The organism is Amycolatopsis sp. lyj-90 (assembly GCF_046549035.1).
Taxonomy (GTDB): Bacteria; Actinomycetota; Actinomycetes; order Mycobacteriales; family Pseudonocardiaceae; genus Amycolatopsis.
The window spans coordinates 519,331-540,044 of the sequence record NZ_JAJPWP010000001.1 but is presented as its reverse complement, the minus strand read 5'-3'; the positions used below and the strand labels follow the sequence as shown (position 1 = coordinate 540,044).

15 protein-coding genes are annotated in these 20,714 nt (G+C 60.3%); 9 read left to right on the top strand and 6 right to left on the bottom strand.

What is annotated here, in order from left to right; genetic code table 11:
• Window positions 1–78 precede the first annotated feature (78 nt).
• From ACLJPX_RS02110 to ACLJPX_RS02100, 3 genes are all read left to right on the top strand, one after another.
• On the top strand, window positions 79–459 hold the full coding sequence (locus ACLJPX_RS02110; RefSeq protein WP_257487372.1) for a helix-turn-helix domain-containing protein: 381 nt from the start codon (window positions 79–81) through the stop codon (window positions 457–459).
• A gap of 144 nt (window positions 460–603) precedes the next feature.
• The gene (locus ACLJPX_RS02105) at window positions 604–2,160 is read left to right on the top strand and encodes a transcriptional regulator (RefSeq protein ID WP_410598450.1); all 1,557 of its coding nucleotides are present in this window, start codon (window positions 604–606) and stop codon (window positions 2,158–2,160) included.
• The gene (locus ACLJPX_RS02100; protein WP_410598449.1) at window positions 2,157–2,507 is read left to right on the top strand and encodes a signal peptidase I; all 351 of its coding nucleotides are present in this window, start codon (window positions 2,157–2,159) and stop codon (window positions 2,505–2,507) included. Before ACLJPX_RS02105 ends, ACLJPX_RS02100 begins: the two co-directional genes overlap by 4 nt.
• Here the strand turns inward: ACLJPX_RS02100 and ACLJPX_RS02095 are convergent.
• Window positions 2,496–3,968 (bottom strand): helix-turn-helix transcriptional regulator, encoded by a 1,473-nt coding sequence (locus ACLJPX_RS02095; protein WP_410598448.1) that lies wholly within the window; start codon window positions 3,966–3,968, stop codon window positions 2,496–2,498. The two genes, ACLJPX_RS02100 and ACLJPX_RS02095, sit on opposite strands and share 12 nt — an antisense overlap.
• A 1,384-nt stretch (window positions 3,969–5,352) precedes the next feature.
• Between ACLJPX_RS02095 and ACLJPX_RS02090 the strand changes: the two genes are divergently transcribed.
• The gene (locus tag ACLJPX_RS02090) at window positions 5,353–6,267 is read left to right on the top strand and encodes a helix-turn-helix domain-containing protein (protein WP_410598447.1); all 915 of its coding nucleotides are present in this window, start codon (window positions 5,353–5,355) and stop codon (window positions 6,265–6,267) included.
• Here ACLJPX_RS02090 and ACLJPX_RS02085 read toward each other — a convergent pair.
• Window positions 6,253–6,801 (bottom strand): NUDIX hydrolase, encoded by a 549-nt coding sequence (locus ACLJPX_RS02085; RefSeq protein WP_410598446.1) that lies wholly within the window; start codon window positions 6,799–6,801, stop codon window positions 6,253–6,255. The genes ACLJPX_RS02090 and ACLJPX_RS02085 overlap by 15 nt on opposite strands.
• A gap of 808 nt (window positions 6,802–7,609) precedes the next feature.
• Between ACLJPX_RS02085 and ACLJPX_RS02080 the strand changes: the two genes are divergently transcribed.
• The 3 genes from ACLJPX_RS02080 (at window position 7,610) to ACLJPX_RS02070 (ending at window position 17,405) form a co-directional block, all read left to right on the top strand.
• Window positions 7,610–10,720 (top strand): ATP-binding protein, encoded by a 3,111-nt coding sequence (locus tag ACLJPX_RS02080; protein WP_410598445.1) that lies wholly within the window; start codon window positions 7,610–7,612, stop codon window positions 10,718–10,720.
• A 491-nt stretch (window positions 10,721–11,211) separates the two neighbouring features.
• Window positions 11,212–14,127 carry a DUF1156 domain-containing protein gene (locus ACLJPX_RS02075; RefSeq protein WP_410598444.1) on the top strand — a complete coding sequence of 972 codons (2,916 nt, stop codon included), beginning with the start codon at window positions 11,212–11,214 and terminating at the stop codon, window positions 14,125–14,127.
• Between the two features lie 242 nt (window positions 14,128–14,369).
• Window positions 14,370–17,405: a DEAD/DEAH box helicase gene (locus tag ACLJPX_RS02070; RefSeq protein ID WP_410598443.1), complete on the top strand. Its 3,036-nt coding sequence runs from the start codon at window positions 14,370–14,372 to the stop codon at window positions 17,403–17,405.
• Between the two features lie 361 nt (window positions 17,406–17,766).
• On the opposite strand, the gene ACLJPX_RS02065 is transcribed toward ACLJPX_RS02070, so the two are convergent.
• From ACLJPX_RS02065 to ACLJPX_RS02050, 4 genes are all read right to left on the bottom strand, one after another.
• Window positions 17,767–18,036, bottom strand: a complete 270-nt coding sequence (locus ACLJPX_RS02065; protein ID WP_410599077.1) for an integrase core domain-containing protein — start codon at window positions 18,034–18,036, stop codon at window positions 17,767–17,769.
• Window positions 18,012–18,275, bottom strand: a complete 264-nt coding sequence (locus ACLJPX_RS02060) for a DDE-type integrase/transposase/recombinase (RefSeq protein ID WP_410598442.1) — start codon at window positions 18,273–18,275, stop codon at window positions 18,012–18,014. The genes ACLJPX_RS02065 and ACLJPX_RS02060 overlap by 25 nt, the downstream gene beginning before the upstream one ends.
• Window positions 18,276–18,398: 123 nt before the next feature.
• On the bottom strand, window positions 18,399–18,638 hold the full coding sequence (locus ACLJPX_RS02055) for a hypothetical protein (RefSeq protein WP_410598441.1): 240 nt from the start codon (window positions 18,636–18,638) through the stop codon (window positions 18,399–18,401).
• Window positions 18,635–18,922: a transposase gene (locus tag ACLJPX_RS02050; RefSeq protein ID WP_410598440.1), complete on the bottom strand. Its 288-nt coding sequence runs from the start codon at window positions 18,920–18,922 to the stop codon at window positions 18,635–18,637. The genes ACLJPX_RS02055 and ACLJPX_RS02050 overlap by 4 nt, the downstream gene beginning before the upstream one ends.
• A 38-nt stretch (window positions 18,923–18,960) precedes the next feature.
• On the opposite strand from ACLJPX_RS02050, the gene ACLJPX_RS02045 reads away from it, so the two are divergent.
• Together ACLJPX_RS02045 and ACLJPX_RS02040 are read left to right on the top strand one after the other, a co-directional pair.
• On the top strand, window positions 18,961–19,179 hold the full coding sequence (locus tag ACLJPX_RS02045) for a DNA/RNA helicase domain-containing protein (protein WP_410598439.1): 219 nt from the start codon (window positions 18,961–18,963) through the stop codon (window positions 19,177–19,179).
• Between the two features lie 81 nt (window positions 19,180–19,260).
• Complete coding sequence (locus ACLJPX_RS02040; RefSeq protein WP_410598438.1) at window positions 19,261–20,490, top strand: protein NO VEIN domain-containing protein; 1,230 nt, start codon at window positions 19,261–19,263, stop codon at window positions 20,488–20,490.
• The last annotated feature ends 224 nt before the right edge of the window (window positions 20,491–20,714 follow it).

Below are 20,714 nucleotides of genomic sequence, written 5' to 3'. Positions count from 1 at the left end.
CCGCTAATGCGCTAGGCGACGCGATAAAAGCGCGATGAGCCGCTAATCTCAGCGCCGAGGCGGAGCGCGGAGGGATACGTGTCGGAAGACTGGGCGGCAGTCGCGAAGGCGATCAGCATGCGCGTCAACGAACTCGGCTGGCGGCAACGCGAGCTGGCCGAGCGGTCGCATGTGTCGCAGGCGATCGTGCGCGAGTTGCAGCACCACACTGTGGAGCGCCGCCGGAGCGCCCGCACGCTCGAAGCGCTGTCGACGACGTTGGGCTGGCACCCGCAGCATCTGTTGGCAGTTCTGCAAAATCGTACTCCGCCACACCCGGACGAGCCGACCGACGATGGGCACGATCTCTGGCCCCGACTGGACGCGCTCGAACAGCGGCTGGCTGAGCTCACCGAGCGTCTCGAAGACGTTCAGTCGAACCTCGCGATTGTGGTCGAGCATGTCCGCTCGAAGCGTTGAGGGCGGGCGATTCGGGCTGGCGATCCAGGTGATTTCCATACCTAGAATTCAAGGCCGAATCAGCTCGCGATCCCATGCACAACCAGTGCGGGGGCACTGCACAACCACTGCGAATCCGCTGCACATCGACTTTTTGGCGCGTCAATGAGCCGGGCCAGCGAATGGACCGGCCGATCAGCGTCGGCACTTCAAGCCGCACTGAGATTGAGCAATGAGCGGTTCGCCGAGAAGCTGGGCGTCGCTGCACGCACCGTGGCGTCATGGCGCAAGAAGCCGGACCTGGTCCAGCAGTCCGAGATGCAACAGGTGCTCGACACCGCGTTTGAGCAAGCGTCGGAGGCGGAGCGTGCGCGCTTCGCCGAGCTGGTCGGCGAAGCGCCCGCCGCTCAGGCGGTATCGGGCATCACCGAGGACGAGCGGCTTACGACTGATCCGCACATCGGCGCAGCCCTCGAATGGCTCGACCGCTCAGCCCGCTGGATTCCCGGCACAGCCCGCCGCGCGGTCGCTGCGCGCCTCGCCGACGTGACCGTCCAAGACCTCCACAACCGCGGAACCCGACGGAGTTGGGTGAGCCAGCGGGAGGTCGTCGACGCTCTCCGCCAGTACTACGGGCATCAAATCGAGAATCACGGTCTGTATTGCGGACGAATCGGCGCTGACACCGTGAACACCAGCGTCCTGACCTGCGTCGATTGGCTGGATGTGGCCTGCGAGCTGCGGCCAGAGCAAGAGCGGTTCACGGCGACGAGTACCCGGCCGGACGCGAGCCTCGAGCTCGATGAACGCGCGGCGAGTCTCGCCGTTCAGCGCCTGGCGGAGACGCTGGCCATGAACACCCGTCTCGTGAACAGTCCGATCTACCGCCTGCTCGGCACGGACATCCGCAAACACCAGCTCGGCGGCTCGTTCGGCGTCACTCACTTCGCGCACTACGCGCTGACGATGGACCTGCTCGAAGGCGAACTCATGGACGCCCTCGCGGCCGGCTCATCGTCCATGCCACTTCGCGACCGACACCTACCTGATCTTCGATCAGTGCTCGACGTCGCCAACCGGCTTTGCGCGGGAGGCGTACTCGCACTCACCGCCATCGCGCGCCCGGCTGACCCGTACCGGGGCGACGCGGACTATCTCCTGCTCGTACAGGAGCGTTCAGGTCACGTCCTAAACGCTGCGCGACGACTCGCGGTGATTCCGAAGGGCTTCCATCAGCCGCTGACCGACGTCCGCCGAGATGCCCAGGTGGGCGCAACACTCCGACGAGAGCTGGAAGAGGAGTTGTTCGGGCGGCCGGATATCGACAACACACTCGACGAGATGCTGACTGCGGACCCCATGCACCCAGCGCGCCGCTCTGAACCGATGCGTTGGCTTGCGGAGGAACCTGATCGCTTGCGAATGGAGTCCACAGGCTTCGGCCTGAACCTGGTCAGCGGAAACTACGAATTTGCAAGCCTGATAGTCATCGACGACGAAGAATTCTGGCAACGTTACGGCGGCATGGTCGAAGCGAACTGGGAATCAGCGACACTTCGGCAGTATTCGACAACCGATACAGAGCTCGTCACCGAGCTCCTGAGTGATGTAGCATGGAGCAACGAAGGACTCTTTGCGATGATGCAGGGCCTGCGACGGCTGGCGGAAATCGGAGGAGAGCGCGTGAAGTTGCCGCCGATAGAATGGGAAATAAGCAAGTGAACGACGGCTGGACCGCCGGAAACGCCAATGAAGACGCAGTAGATACCCGCAGCTGGCTAGTCGGGCACTTCATCGACCCCTCCCATGGCGTCCGCTCATCGAAAGACGTGGAAGTCAAGTGGGCCAACCATCCTGCAGGCGACAAGCGCCCGGAGTGGACCTCCGATGACCAGCGGACGACGCTCGTGATTCTCATCTCCGGCCACTTTCGCGTCGATGTCACTGGCGGCGGCAAAACTATGACACATCAAGGCGACTACATCATGTGGGGGCCAGGTATCGACCATTCCTGGGAAGCCATATCGGATTCTGTCGTATTGGCCGTGCGGTGGCCTTCAGCGACATAGTTCAATACTCGGGATTGCCAACCGCTCACCGCTAATTTCTGCGAGTCGGCGCAGCCCCTGGAGCAACGCGAACAAACCTTCGTTGCTCCACGATTCATCGGCAATCAGTCCGTCGATCAAATCGCCATCGAGTGTCGAATACGAGCGCAACTCAGTCGACTCCCAATTGGCCTCAACCTCGCCGCCGAAGCGGGACCAGAATTCTTCGTCGTCGATGACGACTAAGCTGGCAAGCTCGTAGTTCCCGCTGACAAGGTTGAGGCCGAACCCGGTGCACTCCATCCGCAGGCGTCCCGGTTGTTCGGTCAGCCACCTCATCGGCGCGGACAACCTGTGCGGGTGCATCGGATCAGCTGCTCGCTGACTGCCCGCGGTGTTGTCGACGTCGACCCGTCCGAACAGCTCGTTCTCCAGCGCACGCCGCAGGGTTGCGCCAATCCGGGCATCCGCGCGTTGATCAGTCGATGGTCGGTGGAACGCCTTCGGGATCACGGCCAAGCTGCCGGCTGCGTTCAGCACGTTCCTGGACCGCTCCTGGATGAGCAGCAGGTAGTCGCGACCACCTCGATACGGATCCGCAGGCCGAGCGATCGCGGTCAAGGCGAGCACGCCGCCCGCGCACAACCGGTCGGCCAGGTCGAGCACCGTCGCGACGTCCGGCAAGTACTTGTCCCGCAGGGGCGCGTGACCAGGACGCAGTCCTCTACCTGCCGCCAGCATCTCGGACAACTCGCGCTCAAGCAGATCCAAGGTCAAGGCGTACTCGACGAAGGGCACGACGTCCAAGCTGCCGGATAGAGCGCCGCCACCCAAATCAAACTCCGCCAGGCGGTAGATCGGCACGTCAGCCACTCGAACGCCGCCTTCAGCCGCTTCGGCGAGTCTTCCAACGGCCGCGTTCTCGTTGATGCCGAAGGAACAGCTCTCAAGGCCAGGTCGCAAAACCAGCTGATCGTTCTCCGGCGTCAGCTCACAGCTCAAGTCCAGCCACTCTGACCGACTCAGAATGCTGGTCCGAACGTCTTTCTCTCCGTAACGCGCCTGGTAGAGCGCATAGCCAGCAGGCGGCTCGCCGTAATAGCTCGCCAACGCGTCGGCAGCCTGGTTCCGATCGACCCGCGGTCCAGGTTGCCGATCTGGCGATACACGTGCCCCTACCCGTTCACGCGTAGTGCCGGGACTCCAACCCACACGACGATCCAGCCAGCTGAACGCAGGCTCAAGCTCATACGGCAGATCAGCCGTCGGCGAGCCGTCGATCAGCACGCGCAACTCTTCTTGGGAGCGTCCCAACACTCTCGCCAACTTCGGCCGCTGGAACGGCAGGGGCGCGAAGTCGCCCGCCTCCCAGCGGATGACCGTCCGCCGATCGACGTCCATGATCTCGGCGAGCTTCTCCTGGCTCAGCCCCGCAGTCTTACGAGCTGAAACCAGCCCATCGCGTCGTCGGACGCCGACCATCGTTCACCTCGCGTGGCTTGATTTGCAACTCAGCATATCAGTCATATATGCAGGTGGTGCTGAAGTATGCCACCGTCCTGTCACTAAACTCCGACACTTCCGCCCTGGTCTCTCGCCGTTGATCTCACTTTGATGATTTCAACACAACGAGCGGACTCAGGAGCGGGCGAGATGAGCGGCATAAGCAGATCACGGCGTCCCCGCCTCTACGTTCGCTGGTACCGCTGCACAGGCGACAGCCTCGATCACGCCGTCACCGATGAAGCGTTCGCCCAGGGGCTTGAACTCCAAGAGGGCTGTTACCTAGCGGTCTGCGGTCACGTCGTCCTCATCGGCTCGTGCCTCGTACCGCCTGGCCCTCCATGCGTCGTGTGCGTCGCGGTACTCCGGACACTCAACCGTCCCACCAGCCCCATGGCTGAGCCCAGACGACGCCGGAAGGCTTACCGCTTGTGCCGTCTCTTCAGCCGCCGTCAGACTCCGGCCGTCCCGCAGCCGCGCCCACGTCAACGCGCGCGTGCTACCCCCGAGCGGGACGGCCGGACCACTACATCGACAAGCGCAGGAGCACATCGCACCCGCTGTTCACCATGCACAGCAGGGCGCCCGACGGCAGACCAGCTGATCATCGCGCTACAGCCCGGCCCCGCAATTGAGTCCCAATATTTTGCGCGCCAGCTCCCTCGGAGTGGCGTCGCACCGCAGAGCGCAGCCACGCACCGCGGCGACCCCTTCGTCCCAGGCACATTTGAGCTGCCGAAAAGCCCAGGCGGATCGTCCCCAGCGCTCCGCGACTGCCACCCTGACTCTGCCGCACCGGCGGACGGCGAGTGGTAATGCAGCCAGCACGCCCTGCGGTTCCGTCCTCTCACCGCGACCTCGACCCGCTACTCCTCTTACCGATCCGACTGTTCATGATGTGTCTTCTCGCTGACCTGCACTGGTACGAAGACGCGGTTCTGGCGAACGCTCTGCGTGTCAAGCCAACCGTTGTCGCGCTCCACGTCGAGCGCCTCGCCGCGGCTGGCTACGTGTCCGTCCGGATCGCAGGTCGCCTCGCCAAGCTGCGCCTTACCCCGCTCGGACTCGACCGACTGACCGGACACGTAACGGCCCTCCAGAAGGTCGCCAGCACAGCCGCACTACTCGTCACCACACGACACGGCGCTCCTCGTTCGCCGACGTGACGGCTGACCGTTGTCTCTCGTTACCGCCCTTCCCGTGGCCGATTCACGGCAGATGTGACGACGCGAAGCAAGCCGACGCAGACGTCACAAACGCTGTTTCCGCAGGTAGGCCGCTATCTCGCGCCGTCACAGCGCCCGTGACGGCACAAGCAGTCTTGGAACGGCCTGCCTCACGTAACGACCTTAAGCAGGAGCCTGTGAAAGCGAAGAAGACACAGCAGCTGTCGACCGCAAAGCAGAGGGAGCTCGGCGTCGAGCTACGGCGGATCCGCATACGCGCCGGCTACCTCGCAACTGACATGAGTCGCGTGCTCGGCTGGCCTGCCTCCACCATCTCGCGCCTGGAAAGTGGCCTCCGCAACTACCAAGCCGGCGACGTCGCCATCTACCTCGCCCGCGCGAAGGCAACCCCTCATGAACTCGACGACCTCGTGGCCCTAGACCGCCTCCCCGACAACGGCTACCAGGTCAGAAGCCACCCTGCAGGCTTCCCCGATGACCTTCCGCTCATCAAAGTGCTCGACAGCGGCAGCCAGTCCATCACGACCTACAACCCTGCCGAAATCCCACGGCAACTCCAGATCGAGCCGTACATCCGCGAAGCCCTCGCCAGGAACCGGCATGCGAACGGTCCCGCTCTCGATACGGCAGTGCGTACGCGCCTCGCCAGCCAGGCAGCATCTCTCCGGACACCTGGGCCCTTCACCATCTACCTGCACGAAACCACGCTGCTTGCACACCATGAAGACCCCGTCGTAAAACACGAGCAGATACTGCACCTGCTGATCATGTCGTCGCTACCTCATCACCACATCCACCTCGTAGCCGATCACTTCGCTCCGGCCAGCCTCCAGACAGGTTTCACCCTGTATCGACACGATCAGCACCTTCCACTCGTTCATCACCAACAGCCCACAACCAGCCTGTTCCTCGAGAACGATGATGACGTCGCCTTCTATGAAGGTCAGCTTGAACGTCTCGCCTGCGAGGCCCTAACTTGCGAACAAACCCGCGAACGGCTCATGAGTCACTTGGCCGAGCTGGAGTTGGAACTTGATCACCGGCACCGCCAGCTGAGCATCTCTCGTCCAGATCGATTACTCCGATCGTGAGTTGAGGTAGTAGAGCAGAGGCACCAACGTGCCCGCTCCGAGCAACTTCTGCTGCTGCACAAGTTGATTCACCTGCGACAACGGCACCCACTCCACCCGACCGACCTCTTCCGCGTCAGTGGGCTCACCAATGTGCTCGGCCTTGCGCCAAAGGTACACATCCACCGGCGCCGTGACCTGGCCCGGCAATGGCTCGAAGCTGACCAGATGCTCCGGTTCACCGATCGGCCGCCAGCCGGACTCTTCAACAGCTTCCCGCGCCGCCGTCCCGACAGAGTCGTCGCCAGCGTCGACCATTCCACCCAACAGTTCATAGCCCCATTGCGTCGTCGCGAACCGGTAGCGCCACAACATCAAAGCCTCGTCCTGGTCGTTCACGATCAACGCGATAGCCATCCGAGCGAGATGCACCACGTGGTGATCCCAGCGCTCACCGTTCGGCGCCTCGACGTCGGTCAACCCGACTTGAACCCACCGGTTGTCGTAGACCAGCCGCTCACCAAACGTCTTCCATGACCCACGATCGTCAGTCATGGCGAAAGTTTAAGTCGGGTGGCAGCTCAGCTATCGACTGAGCCATCCCTACGAGCAAGCTATGGAAGAGCATGTACCTGCCCCGTGATCGGTGTTTCCGGCGTTCCTGATTAGTAGGTTCCGGCTCCCGGTCAGCGGTCACCTCGACTGCTGCGCAGCAAGGTGCTTGTTTGAGCCTCCGCGATCCCCTCCTGTAAAGCGCGAACAAACCCATGGGCGCGCTTGCATGGGTAGATCACGGTGCCACTAGCAGGGCAGAGGTCGTTACAGACGAGTGGCGAGCGAAGTCGAGGGCGGCGGTGAGGTGGCTATAGTCGAGGAGTCGTCCGACGGCAAGACGGAGCCGGTCGCGTGTAACGCAGCACTTGCTGCGATGAGTTCGTGCGTGGCTTCACCCCAGAGGTCGATGTCGAGCGGTGGAGCTTCGCCGGGTGGGCGCGCGGAAGCGGGTGACGGTGCGCCGTTCGCTGCGGAAGTGCTGGCGATACCGGTCAACAAGTGTGGCCTCGCGTTGCTCGAGGTCACAGGGCTCGCGGACTGGGTGACGAAGGCAGCACGGCGTGTCGCCTCTTCGACGGCCAAGCAGTCTGCCCGAGGCTCAGCTGCGGCAGTGAAGGAGAAACACGGGAGATCGACGGCGAACCGGCGACTCGCACGAAGTGAACCGGATCTCGGCGGGGCTCGCGAGTCGGTAGGCTGAGACTCCGACATGCCTGGGACGTATCGTGAGGAGTGCACCACTGTGGGTAATGCCCTACGGAGCATCAAGACGACATGTGAGCCCCGTCCGGATGTACTCGCTGGTGGTATGAGCGACAACCAGTTCGCCGCTCAGCTAGACAAAGTCGTACGCGACCCCGACGGCTATGAGGTGTACGCGAACCCAGATACGTTCTTCGAGCTGACCTACCCCACCTCCGGACTTAAGAGTCTCCTCGCCAAGACCTTCGGCAGGCTCGGTGAGGCTAGGGGGGATGATGGCGACCATGGAGTGCTTCGAGCTGAAACGTCATTCGGCGGAGGCAAGACTCACAGCTTGATGGCTGTCTACCACCTGGCCCGTGGTGCTCGGCCGCCTTCCGTGGGTGACTTTCTCGATCCAGCGATACTGCCGGACGCGCCTGTCCAGATCGCAGCGGTCGTTGGTGATGCACTTGACCCGGTCAACGGCCTTGAAACTAACGGTGCCAGAAGCTTCACTCTCTGGGGTGAGATCGGGGCGCAGCTCGGACCTGCAGCGCACGCAGTGCTCGCCGAGTCCGACCGGCACCGCACCGCGCCTGGGACCGAGACGCTTCGGAAGGCCTTCGCCGGCAAGCGCACTATCGTGATCATTGATGAAATTGCCCAGTATCTGCGGCAGGTCGCAGAGTCAGGGAACGACGATGTACGTAGGTCAGCTGGGCAAGTCCCTGTTTTCCTAAAGAACCTTTGCGAACTCGCTATGGGCGACCGTGGCATCGTGCTCATTATCAGCCTTGCTTCGGCGGGGGACGCCTATGCTAAAGAGACTGAAGAGCTCGCCAGCATCCTGTCACGCTCGGGCAAGGTGATCCAGCCGGCGACCGACAATGAGATCGCCGAAATTCTCAAACGGCGCCTGTTTAGCAACATTGACACGACAGCAGCACAAGAGGCCGCGAACGGTTACCGAAACCTCTACGAGCAGGCCAGTCACAATGTCACATTTTCTGGAGGGGCTGAGAGTCCGGCACAGTACGCAGACACAGTTGCCGCGAGCTATCCGTTCCATCCAGAGGTGATCCGGGTACTGGACAAACGACTGGGCAGTATACCAAATTTTCAGCGCGCTCGCGGCGCATTGAAACTACTCGCTGAAGTTGTCGCCGATATTTGGGACAGCGAAAAAGATGTCGAGGTTATCAATGTCGCCGACATCAACCTCGACCGATTGGCAATCCTTAATCACCTGACTGTCGCGATCGACAGGGCCGCCTTCGCCGGCGTAGCAAAGGTTGACCTCGCCGGCGACGACGCCCATTGCTTCACTGTCGACTCAAAAAGGTTCGCCGGAAAGCCACCATTCGCAACCCGGACCGCCACGACGGTATTCTTGCACTCATTGGAAATGCGAACCGGCGTCGGCGCGGGGCGCAGTGAGTATCTTCTCGGCACACTTCGCGTCGGCGAGGACCCGGAACTATTTGACGAAGCACTATCCGAGGCTGAGCGCGTTTGCTGGCATCTAACCTATGACGGCGCAAGGTGGCGCTTCCACACAGAACCAAACGTCAATAAAATCGTCGAAGATGGCAAGCGAGATGTTCCGAACACGCGGGTGACCGAGGAGACCAAAGCTCTTATCTCCAAGTCGTTTACTAGCGACGCCGGTATTACCGCAGTTGTGTTCCCCAGCAGCCCTGCTGAGATCCCAGACGAGGCACGTCTGCGCGTCGTTGCGTTTGACTATGACCACATCTCAACCACAGGCACAGATGCCGCGATACCTCCTCCACTGGTTGTTGAGATGCGGGACAGGACAGGCGCAGCAGGCAGCCTGCGCGCATATCGCAACGCGGCTGTATTCATAGTCGCGGATACCAACGCGGTCGATGATCTCAAAGATCGAGTTCGTGCACAGCTCGCGCTTGCCGCACTCATCGCGGACTCCACTCGTCTCGCGACATTCACCGACGAGGTCAAGAAAAAAGTCCAGTCAATGTACGATGATAGCGGCCTGAATGCTCGCATCGCGGTGACTCGCTGCTATAAACACGTGTACTACCCAGTGAAGGACGTCAGTAGCAAAAACTTGACGCACCGAGAGCTTCCCGCGGCACAGAAAGGCGACACTGCCAAAAGTGTTGTACGAACAGTTCGCGAGTTGCTCGTAAACGAAGGAAAAGTTCGCACGGAGCCAATTCCAACGAATTGGCTCCGTGATCGCGCCTGGGAAAAGCCAGAATCGAGCACCACAAAGAAGATTGTCGATTGGTTTTGGCGAGATCAGTCAGCGCTGCTACTGCTCGATATTACGTTGTTGACCGACGCGATAAAGAAGGGCATTGCCAACGACGGCTGGGTCTATTACGACACTGTTGCCGAAAAGGCATATAGTGCCACATCGACGACACCAGCGGTCCAGATCTCCGACACCGTTGAACTCTATACGGCGGATGAGGCCACTGCCCGCGGCATCTTCGGCAGGACGCCAACCCTCGGCGACGTGCTCGCGAGTGTCGCGCCCGCCACCACTGGACCTACGCTGCGAGCCGCACTGGAGACGCGGTGCCAGAAAGAACCGACGAAGACACAGGTTACCGACTTGCTCGCGGAGGCGTTTCGACAAGGCAAGCTCGTTGTCACAGACGCTACTCCTGCACCTGGAATCAAAGCACTCGGCGTTAAGGAGATCCGCGAGCGCAGCCTGGACGCTTTTCACATTTTAACCAGGACCGAGGCAGACAGAATCGGCGTCGAGTCAGCTGTCGCGAGGCCTGCATCTAAGCGAATAGACGCGAAGACTGGCCCAGCTGGCGTCGCGCTAACAAATTTCCGTGATGATCTTGCCGATAAAGACAAGCCACTTGTTGAAATGCAGCTGACCGTACAGGCTGAGCCTGGCTTGGGTTTGCAGGACCTCGATCTTCTCGGCATGGCCTTAGCTCAGATGCCTAAGCAGCAGGTGACGGTCGCGCTAGATATTGCTGCGTCGTTCCCAGGTCTTGATGGGGTCGTTGAGATGCGCCTGGAAGGTGACAAATCAGGGTATCAACAGGCGAACACGAAGCTCGCGCCACTTCTTAAGTCAGCAGACGAGGTTCAAGGAACTTTGACCCTGAGGATCGACTTCGGAGAAAACGGTGTAGCGCACGACGGCGCTGCGTTCCAGCATGTCGACGGAGTCATTCGCAACTTGGGCCCATCTGAGTTGACCGTCGAAGGGACTGTGGTGTGAGCCGGCGCGCAGCAAGTGCGGGAGCGATTGCCGCTGCCCGACCTCAACCAGGCATTCGGGCATTTAGACTCATCCTGCAACCTGTGGCGCCTGGAAAGGGCGACAGCGATCGATATGGTATTCGCTTAGAAGAGGCGTACGCTCAGGGACAGCGCACACTCGCGGCGGTCGTAGCCACCGCCACTCCTCTGCAGTGTTCCCGAGTCCTTGATGCTCTCGTGGGCGCCGTGCGGGCGAGTGGCCACCAAGCCAGCGTGCTATCTGTAACCCGAAAGAAGCCGATACCCCTTGAGGAAGCCGCCGGTGTACGGCTCGCGCTGGCGCTTCTCGCTGCGAGGCCCGTCAGCAAACCCGGGCGAATTAGACAGATCATCGCGAGCGTCGCCTCAATGAGCACCGAAGAGACCTACTATTGGTACGCCAAGGCAGTAGGTCCCGAAGCTGACCGTGTGCGGCGCGCACTAAGACTGTTCCTGGCTGAGGAGTAAAAGATGAACAACCCGCGAGTTTTGGCTGAGGACTGGCTTCCGATGGCCGAACTCGGCATCGAGTCTCGGCGCGAAAGGGCGGCAGCAAGTGCGTTGCCGCCACTCTCATTTCTTCACGTTTGGTGGGCCCGGCGTCCACTAGTTGCAGCCGCGGGAGTCGTCCTCGCAGGGTTGCTCCCTTCGTGGACCCCCGAACTCGCAACCGCCTTCCCCAGCGCTGGCCATGTCAGCACCGAAGAGCGTTACCGAGGCTGGCTCAAGCATTTGACGGGGATTTGGGGCGACCCGATCAAAGCACGTAAGGCATACGACCTCGCCGTCAGCAGTGGCGTGCGTATTCCGAATCCCTACACTTACAAGCAGGCATTCAGAAATCATCCTGACGGTGCAGACCTTAGGTTGCTCTCGCAAATTTTGGAGCATACCTGGGGTTCTTCGCCACTAGTTGCCGATGTTACCGCTGGCGGTGGCAGTATCCCCTTTGCTGCGGCGCGACTCGGTTTACGAACACATGCGAACGACCTTAATGGTGTCGCTGCCGCCGTGCTTCGCAGTGGTGTTCAGTATCCAGCGCAGTATGGACTCGATCTTCTCGGAGATTTGGAAAAGTGGGGCGGCATCCTTGCGTCCCGGGTCCAGAAACGCATCAGCACCTTCTTCCCTTCGGGCGAGGGAGAGCAAGTGGCAACGTACATCTGGGCTCAAACCGTCGCATGTCCACGAACGGGAAAGCCAGTGCCTCTCGTTCCCGACTGGACACTCAGGTCCCAAAAGGGCAAGGAAGTAGCTGTTCGCCTTGTCGTACGCCGAGACGGAATAGAACTAACCGAGCCAGAATTCGAGATTTGCAACGGAAGGCAGATCGATTTTGACCCCAGGGTCGGAACGGTTAAGCGCGGCGATGGCCTGAGCCCTTGGGACGACGAGGTCATCGACGAGGCCTACATTAAGCAGGAGGCGCAAGCTGGTCGCATGACTCAAATGTTGTATGCTATCGCAGTTCGACTAGCAGACGGAACCCGGACTTTCCGGGAGCCAAATGAGCTCGACCTGCAGGCGTTCGACGAGGCGGAGGCCGCTTTGAAAGAAGCGCTACCTGCTTGGCGAGCGAAAGATGTGCTCCCGACAGAGCAGCTAGCCGAGAAGGGCGATCGAGGTCGCAGCTCGCGCCCACGCTTGTTCGGGATGTGCGGCTTTGATGAGATGTTCACGTCTCGGCAGCTACTCGTACACGGGGTCTTTGTTGAGGAATATCGCGAGCTGATCGCGGAAGTTCAGGAGTCGATGCCTGCCGAGCGCGCAAAGGCTATACTGACATTGCTTGGCACTATGCAGGGCAAAGCGGTCGACTATAACGCAAAGTCCGCCGGATGGGATCAGACGCGACAAAAGATTGCTCACGTCTTTACGCGTCACGATTTTTCGTTCAAATGGTCATTTGCTGAATTTGAAGGAACCGCCCTTTATGCATGGGCACTCAGCCAGCTACTGGATGCATATAAGGGTCTTTCAAATCTAATGACAATGACAGGCTACGATCCTCTGACTAGCGAATCGATTCGCCGAGACATAACAGTCAGTCAAGGGAATGCAGCCGACATGCCGCTTCTGCATGACGGCAGCGTTACTCATTTATGCATGGACCCGCCCTATTACGATAATGTGATGTATGCAGAGCTCAGCGACTTCTTCTATGTTTGGGAAAAGCGTACCGTCGGATTGGTCGCGCCTGAGCTATTTCCGGCCGATGTTGCTGACAAAGACAATGAGGCGGTTGCAAACGCCTCACGGTTTGCACACATGGGTAAACGCATGCGTGCACTCGCAGATGCAGACTACGAAGCGAAGATGACCGCCATCTTCACCGAAGCTCGTCGAATACTCCGCGATAACGGCGTCCTAACCGTGATGTTCACGCACAAGCGGGCCGAGGCATGGGACACCCTCGGTATGGGCCTGCTTACGGCGGGATTCACAATTGAGGCGTCGTGGCCAGTAAACACGGAAGCTGAGCATTCACTGCATCAGTCTGGCGTCAACTCGGCCGCCAGTACCATCATGCTCATCTGCCGCAAGCGCGATAGTACCTCTTCTGCTGCCCGCGGAGTATACCTGGAAGATATCGAGGGCGAGGTGCGACAGACGGCGAGAGAAGCAGTCGCCAGGTTCCGGAACGATGGGATTGACGGTGTTGACCTTCTTCTCTCTGCGTACGGCCCTACTTTGAGCGTCGTCAGCCAGCATTGGCCGGTACACGTCAGTGAAGCTGACGAGAACGGGCGCGCTCGCTTGCTTCGCCCGGAAGAAGCACTAAGCGTTGCACGAGCCGAGATCGTTAGAGTCCAGCGTGCGCGCCTCGTTGGTCATGCCATCGAGTTCGATCCATTGACGGACTTCACTGTCGCTTTCTGGGATGTCATCCAGGACAGCGTTGCCACGTTCGACGAGGGGCGCCGTCTGGCGCTCGCAGTCGGCGGACTCGACATCGATGAGTTGCAGCGATCCAAAATTCTGGAAAAGAAGGCCGGGACAGTGCGACTGCTTGCGCCGAGCGAACGGCTGCGACCACATGTCGGTGAGGACACATCTCCAGGGGTACGTCCTCAGGCAGGAACGTTCGGGAACCTCATTGACGCCGTGCACACGGTCTGCCACGTGGCCGACGAAGACGGATTAGGCAACGCGAAGGCACTCATTGACCGCACTGGCCTTGCAAAAGACTCTCGGTTCATTGCCGTAGTTCAGGCATTGGTGAACGCGATTCCTCGAGTGCGACTAAACGGGGCATTTATCATACCTCTGGCTGGCAGCCTCGACCGTGTAGCCACCACATACCTGCCTACGATCTCCTTCCCGCCCGACATGACCGACTCTGCCAAGCCTGAGCAGCACGACCTGTTCGATGGAGCCGACTGGTGACGGCATCACCTTCATCTTTGCCACCAGAGGACGCGCCTTCCAAAATGTCGCTCCCAAACTCCGACTTCCAAAGAGTTCCGCTACAAGTGTCCTACTCGACCGGCGAGCAACCGCTCACCCGGTTCTATGTGCCACTGCTTGCACGTGCCACCGAATACAAGCGGTTAGTTGGTTACTTCAGCGCTAAAATCCTCGCCAGAGCCGCGGCTGGATTCGCACCCTTCGCTGCCCGAGGCGGCACCATGCAGCTTGTCGTCGGTGCGCAACTCTCGGATGAGGACGTTGACGCTGTCATTCGGGGCGAGCCGTTGGACAAGGTAGTCGTGGAGCGTCTGTGCCTCGAGCCACTCACTGAAGGCGTGGACATTGTCCAACGGGAGCATCTTCGCCTACTCGCATGGATGCTTCGCGAAGGTCTGCTTGAGCTACGAGTCGGCGTACCCGTCGACTCTCTCGGAAAACCACTTCGACCTGAGCAAGCACGCCGATACTTCCACTCGAAGTACGGTCTGTTCACTGATGCTCTTGGCCGACAAGTCGCCTTCTCCGGCAGTGACAACGAGACGATTGCAGGCTGGACAGGAAACCACGAAACTTTCCATGTTTACATGTCCTGGCACGAACCTGTATGGCCGCTATACGGCCAAGACATCATCCGACGACTCGAGCAGCACTGGAACGGGACGCCGGACGCCGGCTGGGTCGTCATGCCTGTACCTAGTGCGCTTCGGGATGAGCTCATCAACATCGTTCCGGCAGGTTGGGCACCTCCATCACAAGACCCTGATCCACGACTACGCAACTACGACGTACCTGATAACCCGCTTGGTGGCGGTCCCGTTTCAACAGCCGCTAACGAAGTTGGTCCCTCAGACGATTTAGATTGCGCACCGGAAGCAGTCTCTGCGGACCGAGAACGACTGCTGGATATTTTAAACGCTCCCCTTACTCGCACGATGGTGGGTATAGCGAGCGCCGGCGTAGAACCGCTTCCTCATCAGCAGCTCATTGCGGTCCGCGCAGTCGAGACCTTCCCCCGTGGCTATTTACTAGCCGACGAAGTCGGTCTAGGAAAAACGGTAGAGGCTGGACTAATTTTGCGGGAACTCATCCTTTCAGGACGAGCCGAAACAGCTCTACTTCTCGTTCCTGCAAGCCTACTTTCCCAGTGGCAGGAAGAACTACATGAAAAGATTTGCTTAGACGTGCCTCGCTACGAGGGCGGGATGTTTCTGGATCGACATAACAACCAGATTGAATGCGACGTAAGCGCAAATCCGTGGGCCGCTTTCCCTATTATTCTTGCCTCATCGCACTTAGCTCGACGCGCTGACCGCAGGGAACAGATTCTGGCTGCGGGCCCCTGGGACCTCGTATTTGTGGACGAGGCCCACCATGCTCGCCGACGCGGACTTAGAAGCAACGGCACCCCCAACACGCTTCTCGAGTTGCTTCAATTAATGAAGCGGTCCGGGTCGTGGAAGTCCCTCTACCTGGCATCCGCAACTCCGATGCAGATGGCACCTCACGAAGCGTGGGATCTCGTTGAGCTATTTGGCCTTCAAGGAGCGTGGGCAGAGTCGGCAGACCTGTTCATACGCTACTTCTCAGAGCTTCGCCGACCGGCAGAGGAACGTGATTGGCTCCTCCTAACCCGGATGCTACGAGACCAACTCGATGCGCCTGGGGCACCTATTGATGAAGGGCTTAGAACCCGGATCGTCGATCAGCTTGGGCCTGTCGTTTCCCGTACGGTACTGAGGCTCCATCAACCGCCAGTTCCAACACGCTCTCGCATCATGGGCTGGAAATCTACGCAAAATGAGCTTGCGGATGCGTGGCTTAGGGCACACACACCAATGCGGGACCGCGTTTTCCGCCACACTCGCGGGACAATGCGCCGCTACCAACAGCAAGGGCTTCTGCCCGACGACCTAGTTATCCCGCGACGTACCATTCGAGATGAGTTCATTGAGCTTTCGCCGACAGAGCGAACACTCTACCTGCGCATAGAGGCGTACATCAGCCGCTTCTATAACTCCTATATGGATACAGCTGGGGATAGCTCCGCAAATCGCGCGCTTGGCTTTATTATGACAGTCTACCGCCGCCGCCTCACAAGCAGTTTTCAAGCGGTCCGACTTTCACTTGAACGCCGTCGAGAAGGGCTTTCAACTGGACGTCGGCTTGCGCTCGCCGACCTGTTTGACGCTGACGATAAAAATGCGACCGAGGATGACGACGCCGGAATTGCGGAAGAGGCAGTCGCAGCGGAGGCGATGATCAGTGCCGATTTGCTGTCGGCAGAGATCGCTGAACTTGACTCGTTCATCTCCGAAATTAATGCCCTCACCGGACAAGACAGCAAGGCCGACCGACTCTATAGCGACCTAGCTCAGGCGATAGGAGAGGGCTATGACAGTGTCGTCATATTCACACAATATACAGACACGATGGATTACCTGAGAGACCTGCTGGCTGGCCCTTATCAGCGTGTTGCGTGCTATTCAGGACGCGGGGGCGAACAATGGAACCCTATCACTGAAATTTGGGAAAAAATCACAAAGGCAGAGCTGAAACAGCGGTTTCGCGATGGCGACATCCGCATACTACTAGGCACCGACAGCATGAGCGAAGGTCTGAACCTTCAAACCTGCGGACGACTCTTTAACTACGACATGCCGTGGAACCTCATGCGGGTCGAGCAGCGTATCGGTCGCGTTGATCGCATCGGCGCAAAGTTTGAGATTGTAACAATCAGCAATTACTTTTATGCCGACACTGTTGAGCAAAGTATTTATACCTCGATCAAGAGCGACTTTGGAGATTTCACCGACATCGTTGGTGACGCGCAGCCAGTATTGGCAGCGACCGAGCAAGCTATCAAAACCGCGGCCATGGCCCGATCTTCATCCGAGACGAAAGCAGCAATCGCTGCAGGAGTACGGGACATTCGGGACAAGGTTCAAGAAGCGACAGGCGGCGCAGTGCGGCTTTCCGATGCGGAGGATGAAACCTTGTCGGTCCCTGAACTTCATCCTAGCGCGAGCCTAACTGATCTCGCAGAGGCTGTTATCAACAACATGGCTGTTAGCGATTGGCTTAGACGACTGGATAGCAATGAAGGCGTTTATGAGCTCCGCCTCCCAGGCCGTTCGCCATGCTTGGTCGCCTTCGATCGACACATAGTCGACCATAGTACGCGCGATATCAAGCTGTTTACGTGGGGAACTGCGGAAGCATTAGCTTTACGGGAAGCTTTAGCTCTTCAGCAGTAGGCTGCAATGCGACGTGGCGCTCCTCTTGTGCGGACAGGGAGACGTTGTTTGCAACAGCTGAAGGACACCTCTACGAAGCCTAATCGCAGCTAGACGAACACCTCAGACCTGACAGATCGCGTATCACGACCACGGGACTTCGCCCACGCTAGATGACCAAGCTAGCAAGGTGCGGCGGGGGATCTGTCGCGTCTGATAACAGGCAGCCATCGGACGCGTCGATGACCTGCTCTGGATCTGCGGTGAAAGTGGCGAAGGCGAGAGCAAGGACGTCCGCACATAGACTCAACTGCCCGCCATCGGTCCCGCCGGAAGAGCTTCAACGGCCCTGGAGTTGCCTCGGTGAGGCGGACACGGGGTTTCAGGCGGCAGTGGTCTGATCGTAGTGGTTGTTTCGGGTTTCGGCTGGGGTGTTCTGGCTGACGGTGGAGTGCAGTCTGGTGTGGTTGTAGTAGTGCAGGTAGGTGAACACGTCCTGGCGGGCTTCGCTGCGGGTTCGCCAGATCGTGGTACCGATCTCGGTTTTCAGTGTGGCGAAGAAGGCTTCGGCGACCGCGTTGTCGTAGCAGGACCCGACCCGCCCGCCCGACCGACGCCCGGGGTCTTCTACTCGGCCAGCGCGGCCCGGAATTGGCCGGAGGTGTACTGGACGCCGCGGCCGGAATGAAACACCGCGTCATCGTCGATGAAGCCGCGGGCGGCGGCGAGGTCGATGGCGTGGCAGACCAGGTCGGTCCGCATGTGCTCGGCCATGGCGTGCCCGACGATTTCGCGGGTGTGCAGGTCGATGACCGTGGCCAGATAGAGCCAGCCTTCGAAGTCGGGCAGGCAGGTGATGTTCCCGACCAGGCGCAGGTGCGGTGAAGTCACGGCGGATCAGATCCGCCGCCGGTGTCACCGGCCCGGCCGCGGGCCGGGTTGTCGAGCGGCGTTTGCGGCGGGTGATCCCGGCCAGCCCGTGTTCACGCATCAGCCGCTCGACCCGCTTGTGGTTCACCGCGAGGCCGCGGCGGTGCAGTTCGGCGGTGATCCGCGGAACCCGTAGGCGCCACGGTGTTCGGCATGAATCTCAGTGATCAGCGCGACTAGTTCGGCCTCGACTTCCGCCCGCCGGGCCGTTTCGGCGACGACCCATTCGTAGAAGCCTTGCCAGCGCAGCCCCAGGACCTGGCATAACCGCTTCACACCGAACTCGGCGCGATGTTCGGAGGTGAATCGGTAGCGGTAGGTCATCGATCCATCTCGCGCGCAGAATAGGCGGCTGCTTTGCGCAGGATCTCCTTCTCTTTCTGCAGTTCAGCGACCCGGTTCCGCAGTCGTTGGACCTCGTCGGCGACCGCCGGATCCTCCGCCGACCCGACGTCGGCGGCCTGCTTGGCCGCAGTCACCCACGAGCGCAGGGTTTCGTGGTTGACGCCTAGCTCGCGGGCGATCTGCCGCAACGGCCGGTCACTGGAGTTGACCAGCTCGACGGCGTCGCGACGGAGCTGCTCCGGATACCTCGACCTACGGGACACCAGGACATCCTCCCTCCAGACCCGTGTCTGGAATCAAGGTGTCCGACTCCAGGGGGCAACTCCAGGGCCTCGAGTACCCCTACAGCGCGGCCATCATGGGTCCGGACCTCGTCCGCCGCAACGGTCAGGGGGAAGCACATCCCGAGTACAGCAAGGACCCCGCGATGAGCGACGTCACCCCCGGCCGGTACCGGCAGCTGGCGCTCAACGTCTACCGCGTACTGCTCACCCGCGGCAGCCGGGGCTGCCGGCTCTAATCCACCGATCCGGACACTCATGCCTACCTCGAGCAGCTGATCCCGCCGAAAATTGTCGGCACCTCATCCTAAGCTTCGATCATGGCCTACACCGACGTCACGACAGAAGCCGTCCTGAAGACGCTCGCCGAGTACGACAGTGACCCCGGCGCGTTCTTCGCGACCTACGGCTTCGACGTGGCCAGGCAGTACGAGCTCGTCCACGACGGCAAGCGATACCCGTCGAAAGCCATCGTCGGAGTGGCGCACCGATACATCGACGGCCACGCCTTGCGACCGGGCGACTTCACCGGCGGACGAGCCACCGTCAAGCGCCACCTCGAGCGTCTCGGGTTCGCTGTCGAAACGACACGTCCTGTCCTCATGGTCTACGTCGGGCAAGACAGTCTCGAGAACCTCCAGCACGGCCTCGACACCTGCACCTGGGGCTTCCGTGAACTCCCCGACGACCTCAGTGGCGCCACCTTCGACTTCGTCGTCTTCGCCGAAGGCGCCTCACCACGAGTCACCGACGAGCAATGGTTCAGCCGGTCGGCGAACCTGCACATCTGCCAGGCCACCAGCAGTTTCTACCCCACCGAAGCCAAGCACTGGCCCGACGAACTCGATCAAGACCAGCTGATCTACCCCTACCACTTCGGCATCATCCCCCTCGGCACGGCCGCCGACGTCCCACTTGGCCCCGACGGGCCACTCCCCGCCGAAGCCAGCAGGCAACTCAAGGTCTCCGGCACACACCGCGGCTTCGGTAAGATCGCCCACTTCGACCCAATCCACCTTTTCACCGCGGCGCACCTCGCCGACGCGGTCACCCTGCCCGACGATCCGAAGCAGCACCCCACCATCAAACTGGCCCGGGCTCCCGGCGCCCGCCTCCCACAGCCTGGGGCCAAGAGCCGGCGCGCAACTACGAGTTCGGGCCCCGGCCGACTTCAGGACCCCAAGAAACGCAAAGCTGTCGAGCAACACGCCGTCACGACCGCGACCACCTACTATGAGAAACTCGGTTGGCACGTCACCGAACTCGGCAAACCCTATGACCTCAAATGCCGACGAAAAGGCGAAGAACTACACGTTGAGGTCAAAGGCACCACCGGCGCCGCTGCCGCCGTCGAGCTCACTGTCAACGAAGTCAACCACGCACACGGCCCCGACGTCACCGACCTCTTCGTCGTCAGCGAAATCATCGTCAACGACAGCTACGAAACCAGCGGCGGAAAGACTCACATTTTCGAAAACTGGACACCCAACGAAGACGCCCTTCAACCCATCCGATTCCGCTACGAACTTCCACAGCCCCCCAAAAACTAAGTCGCGGGCATCAGCGGCTCGAATACATTGCAGGTCAAGCTTCACTCGCGAGCAAACCCGCTAGGCGAGTGTCTCATTGGTGGATCGGTAGTGCCGTGCGCGTTGAAGCTATGCCCCTGCGATACGAAGAGCCTTTCCCGTAGTAGTGATGCGCAGGAAAAGCCCCAAGCTCGAACTTGTGGATCGCCGATACTGCCCGCACGGCGATAGGCGAGCGTCACGTC

Excerpts from the sequence above, each read along its gene's own strand:
- ACLJPX_RS02105 (WP_410598450.1), top strand. The coding sequence starts at position 604 with ATGAGCCGGGCCAGCGAATGGACCGGCCGATCAGCGTCGGCACTTCAA.
- ACLJPX_RS02095 (WP_410598448.1), bottom strand. The coding sequence starts at position 3,968 with ATGGTCGGCGTCCGACGACGCGATGGGCTGGTTTCAGCTCGTAAGACT.
- ACLJPX_RS02085 (WP_410598446.1), bottom strand. The coding sequence starts at position 6,801 with ATGACTGACGATCGTGGGTCATGGAAGACGTTTGGTGAGCGGCTGGTC.
- ACLJPX_RS02080 (WP_410598445.1), top strand. The coding sequence starts at position 7,610 with ATGAGCGACAACCAGTTCGCCGCTCAGCTAGACAAAGTCGTACGCGAC.
- ACLJPX_RS02075 (WP_410598444.1), top strand. The coding sequence starts at position 11,212 with ATGAACAACCCGCGAGTTTTGGCTGAGGACTGGCTTCCGATGGCCGAA.
- ACLJPX_RS02070 (WP_410598443.1), top strand. The coding sequence starts at position 14,370 with ATGCAGCTTGTCGTCGGTGCGCAACTCTCGGATGAGGACGTTGACGCT.
- ACLJPX_RS02055 (WP_410598441.1), bottom strand. The coding sequence starts at position 18,638 with ATGACCTACCGCTACCGATTCACCTCCGAACATCGCGCCGAGTTCGGT.
- ACLJPX_RS02040 (WP_410598438.1), top strand. The coding sequence starts at position 19,261 with ATGGCCTACACCGACGTCACGACAGAAGCCGTCCTGAAGACGCTCGCC.